Annotated in this window: 3 protein-coding genes; all 3 read right to left on the bottom strand. The window is 70.7% G+C overall.

The genetic code is table 11. From position 1 onward, the window contains the following. Nucleotides 1-64: 64 nt before the first annotated feature. The 3 genes from rsgA to ACFVH5_RS43880 all read right to left on the bottom strand — a co-directional run bounded on the left by rsgA (nt 65) and on the right by ACFVH5_RS43880 (nt 4,653). Entirely contained in the window at nt 65-1,195 is a 1,131-nt protein-coding gene (gene rsgA / locus ACFVH5_RS43890) for a ribosome small subunit-dependent GTPase A (RefSeq protein ID WP_385839290.1), read from the bottom strand. 330 nt (nt 1,196-1,525) lie between these two features. After that, a complete protein-coding gene (locus tag ACFVH5_RS43885) occupies nt 1,526-3,052 on the bottom strand; it encodes a cellulose binding domain-containing protein (RefSeq protein WP_385839289.1) in 1,527 nt (508 codons plus the stop codon). 245 nt (nt 3,053-3,297) lie between these two features. Next, nucleotides 3,298-4,653 carry a radical SAM protein gene (locus ACFVH5_RS43880; RefSeq protein WP_384799698.1) on the bottom strand — a complete coding sequence of 452 codons (1,356 nt, stop codon included), beginning with the start codon at nt 4,651-4,653 and terminating at the stop codon, nt 3,298-3,300. Between the last annotated feature and the right edge of the window lie 168 nt (nt 4,654-4,821).

Here is a 4,821-nt window from a genome sequence, read left to right as displayed (position 1 = left end):
ACTCCCCTCCCCCCCCGCGCCCGCCGGTTTTGGGGGGGGGGGGGTCCCCCCCCCCCCGCACACCTCACTGCCAGGCCCGGTTGCCGCGCTTGGCCTCCATCGCGGCCCGGCCCTCGGCGCCCCGGCGCTTCCACTCCCGCCGCAGTTCGTTGCGGACGCGCGCGTCGGTCTTGGCCACGATCCGCTGGTTCTCGCGGAGGAGCTTGCGGTAGCTGTCGAGCCGCCGCTCCGGCAGCACCCCGGATTCGAGCGCGGCCAGCACCGCGCAGCCGGGTTCGGCCACGTGCGCGCAGTCGAGGAACCGGCAGCCCCGGGCCAACTCCTCGATCTCGGAGAACACCTGCCCCACGCCGCTGCTCGCGTCGAAGAGCCCGACCCCGCGCAGGCCGGGGGTGTCGATCAGTACGCCCCCGCCCGGAAGCACCAGCAGATTCCGGGTCGTGGTCGTGTGCCGGCCTTTGCCGTCGACGTCACGAGACGCCTGAACAGCCATGACGTCCTCCCCGAGCAACGCGTTGGCGAGTGTCGACTTGCCCGCTCCGGACTGGCCGAGCAGGACGGAGGTCCCGCCGGAGACGACGGCACCGAGGACGTCGAGCCCGTCCCCGTCCGTGGAGCTGACCGCCAGCACCTGCACGCCCGGCGCCGCGGTCTCGACGTCCTGCACGAGATAGGCCAGGCCCACCGGGTCCGGCACGAGGTCGGCCTTGGTCAGCACGACCAGCGGCTGGGCCCCGGACTCCCAGGCCAGCGCCAGGAACCGTTCGATCCGGCCGAGGTCCAGCTCCACCGCCAGGGACACCGCGATGATCGCGAAGTCCACGTTGGCGGCGAGGATCTGCCCTTCCGACCGCTTGGACGAGGTCGACCGCACGAAGGCGGTACGACGCGGCAGATACGTCTGTACGTAGCGGGGGTCCCCGCCGGGGTCGACGACGGCCCAGTCGCCGGTGCAGATGACCCGGAGCGGGTCGTTCGGCGTGACGAACTCGATGTCGACCCGCACGGGCCCGTCGGCGGTGACGACATCGCACTGACCGCGGTCGACCCGCACGACCCGCCCGGGCACGAGCCCGCGCTCACCATGGGGCGCGAACGCGGCGGCCCACTCGTCGTCCCAGCCGTAGGGCGCCAGCGGATGCCCGGACGACACGGAAGCGGAGGAGGAGGAAAGGGGTGAAGAGGAGGAAGACAAGGGGTGACCCTTCGAAGGGTGGCCCCGGCCGCGCGCACTCGGGCGCGGAGAAGAAGGGTGTCAGCCGGTGACCACAGAGGTGGATTCGATGCACTTCCGGATGCGGGCAGCGCCCATCGCCAAGACAGCCATCGTTCACACCTCCCTGATCACATCGGTACGACACCGGTGGTACGACACCATCGGTACGACATCGGCGGCGCGGTACGGAACCGCCGCTCGAACAAGGCGACCCTAGCCCGCTCTCGCGACGGGGCCAACCGGTTTTCACGACCCGGTCGGCCCCGTCGCTCGGCTCGGCTCAGCTCAGCCTCGTACGCCTCGTACGCCTCAGCTGGAGTGCGTGCAACTGCGGCCGTTCAACGTGAAGTCGACCGGTGCCGAGTTCTTGTCGCGCCATGACGCGAGGAAGCCCACGGCGAGTGAGCCGCCCGCGGCGACGGACTTGTTGTAGTCGGCGGCGCTCGCCGTCACGCGGGAGCCCTTCTGGTCGAAGCTGCCGTCCCACATCTGCGTCAGCTTCTGGCCGTCGCGGAAGGTCCAGCCGACGCGCCAGGTGTCGAGGGCGTAGTCGGACTTGACGGTGACGGTGGCCTGGAAGCCGTCCGGCCACTCGCTGACCAGGTCGTACCGGGCGTGGCAGACCGCGGGCTCGCTGGGGTTGGGCACGACGTCGTCCTCCTCGGCGGAGGACGAGGAGTCGCCCTGGGCCTCCTTCTCCGACTTCGACCCCGCACCGGCGCCCTCCCCGGCGCTGGACTTCGGTGTCTTCGGGGAGGCCGTGGACGACGTCGATTCGCCCAGCGAACCGGACCCGGAGTCGGACGGCAGGCCGTCGAACGAGGGCACCTGCTCCCCCACGGGCCGGCGGCCCACCGATTCCGCGGCGGTCTCGGTGCCGTCGTCGCCGGAGCCGAAGGGCACCAGGGTCACGACGAGTGCGAGGAGTGAGACCCCGGCGGCCACGGCCAGCAGTCCGGCGCGTCCGATCCGGGGCCGGCCGCCGCTGTCCTTCATCCAGGCGGCGGCTTCCTCCGTGTCGTCGGCCGCGCTGCGGCTGAGCCCCGACTCGACGGCCCTGCGCCGCCGTTCGAGGTAGGCGAGCCCGCCCCAGCCGATCACTCCGCCCGCGAGCGCGGAGGGCAGCCCGCCCCCGCTGTGCTTGAGACAGGCGGCGGCCTCCGCGCACTCGACGCAGCGGGCCAGGTGCCGTGACAGGTCGTCCGGGACGTCGGCGGCGGGCGAGCGGGTGACCGCGTCGAGCAGGCGGGCGTAACTGCGGCACTCCTCGGACAGCGGGGTGTCGAGGTGGTTGCGGTGGCAGCGGTCGCGGAACACGCCGCGCACCTGCTGCAGTTCCTCGGCGACGCCGGCCGGATCGAGGCCGAGCCGGCGGGCCACCGCGGCCGTCGGCATGGCCTCGACCTCGGTCAGCCACAGGAGCGCGGCGTCCGGTTCCTGCATGTCCCGCAGCCCGCGCAGGGCGAGCGGCCGGTGCAGGGGCGGACCGGAAAAGCGTTCGGCCTGCTCGGAGTTGAGCCACAGCCGCAGTTCGGGTACGAGCCGGTCACCGATCCCCTGGGCCTCCCAGGCGATGGCCGTCTGTCGTACGGCGGTCAGGAGGAGCGGTATGCGGGGCAGCCTGGGCGCGCGCGCCCGGCGTCCGAAGCTTTTGCCGCCGGTCTCGGCCTCCGCGGCACGCGCTTCGCGTATGCCGCGGGAGAAGGCCTCGGAGGCCAGGGGGCGTGCGTCGGCGGAGCCGCCGGTGCAGAGGTCGGCGTAGGAAAGAACCGCGTCCCAGCACTCCGAGAACAAGGTTGCCTCGGCGGCGTCCTGAGGGGTCGGCAGGTCTGGCATGGGTGGGGGTTTCACCTGCATCCAGAAGGGGGCTCAAGTGGGGTTCAACTCACCCGTTTAATACGGGAGTTGAAGGGGACGTCTCGCGAAGGGCAGAGTTTTTCACGGTTCCCGCACAACTGACAAGCGGCACCGCCACATCCGGTTACCGCCGGTCGCCTGCCCCACCAGGCCCATCGGCCTCAGACGTACGTCCCCATCAGCCCCTCGGTCCACCCTTCGAACCCTGTCGGCCACCCTGCCACTCAGGCCACGGACACCTCGTCCGTACCCGCTTCCTTCTCCTTGCCCACCGGCGCGTTCGCCGGGAGGCTGTCCATGAAGGAGCTGACCGAGAACACGGCGTTGCCCGGTCCGGGCGGGCCGTATCCGGGCGGCGAGGCGAGCCCGAAGTCGTCCATCGTCGCCCGGTAGGCCTCCAGCAGCCGGATGTGGTACTCCAGCGGCGCGCCGTTCGGATTGGCCTTGCCCAGCGGGGTCGTCGGCTCCGGGCACCAGGTGGTGAAGCGGGGCGTGATGCCCTGCGACATGAAGAACCGCAGTCCCTCCGTCGTGGACGCGATCGCCTCGTCGACCGTCTTGAACCCGAAGGGCTCGGCCATCTCCACGCCCGCGACGAAGTTGGGGATGACATTGCGCGCGCCGAAGACCTCGGCGGAGTCCAGGATGCGCTTGTGCCACTCGTCGCGGCCGACGTACCGCTCCTTGCCGGGGCAGTACATCTTGAACAGGTACTCGTCCCACACCTCGTAGTTGGGGTGGTAGATCTGCACGCCGTAGTCCTTGAACCGCTGCACGTCGTCGCGGGGCAGCGCCTGGGCGACGACCTTGCCGATCCACCGGCCGGGGAAGTGCTCCTCGATGGCCTTGGCGTACATGCCGTAGAAGTCGGCCTCGTCGCGGCCCTGCAGCTTGGAGGTGATCGCGCCGCCGGTCAGCGTGTACGCGGTGGACGTCTTCGCCGTGTCGTACCGGTCGATGATCTCCAGCGCCTCAAGGACCTCGTCGACGTCCTTCACCCCGGTGTACGGGCGGCCCGCCGCCTTCTGCTGGCGCCAGTTGTGGTTGATGTCGCAGTACTGGCACTCCTCCTTGGCGCCGAAGTACTGGCAGACGCGGAAGACCGTCAAGTAGATCAGGTAGCCCCACTGGATCGTCGGGGCCACCTCCATGACGGACTTCCCGTTGGAGAGCTTGTGCCGGTAGTACTCCGGCATCGGCGGCACCCCGACGTCCGAGATCCGCTTCCCGTCGAGGTACAGCCCGAGCATGCCGTCGGGGCTCGCGGCGACGCGGTAGGGCGAGGCCGGGTTCACGCGGACGGACACGACGGTCCGTCGCAGGTCGTACGGGCCGCCGGTGAGGATGATCTCCTCCGGCGGGCGGCGCAGGGCGGCCTCGCCCAGCTCGGGCAGGGTGCCGTGGTCGAAGGAGAAGATGAAGTAGGACTTCGGTTTGACGTCCCCGCCCTCGTTGTCGCTGAGCGCGGAGTCGTCGAAGGCCACACCCCCGCGGAGCAGGTCTTCTTTGAAGACCGCCTCGCGCGGTACGTGCGGGAACCTTTCCATCAGATCCTCGACCAGCGCGGTTCGGCTGCCCATCCCGTCCTCCTCGCGTGCGGTGTTCGACTCCTCACGGTATGCCCCGCCTCCGGCCCCGCCGGTGCCGGGTCCCCTGAAGGGAGGGGCTGCGCCCCGGGCCCGGTTCGTCGTCCGCGGGCCGGTGGGGGTCACCCGCGCAGTTCCCCGCGCCCCTGAAAGATGAAAAGC

Origin of the sequence: Streptomyces sp. NPDC127119 (genome assembly GCF_042677425.1) — a bacterium.
GTDB lineage: Bacteria > Actinomycetota > Actinomycetes > Streptomycetales > Streptomycetaceae > Streptomyces.
The sequence above is the reverse complement of the archived record's forward strand: the minus strand, read 5'-3'. Positions and strand labels throughout refer to the sequence as shown.

Excerpts from the sequence above, each read along its gene's own strand:
- ACFVH5_RS43885 (WP_385839289.1), bottom strand. The coding sequence starts at position 3,052 with ATGCCAGACCTGCCGACCCCTCAGGACGCCGCCGAGGCAACCTTGTTC.
- ACFVH5_RS43880 (WP_384799698.1), bottom strand. The coding sequence starts at position 4,653 with ATGGGCAGCCGAACCGCGCTGGTCGAGGATCTGATGGAAAGGTTCCCG.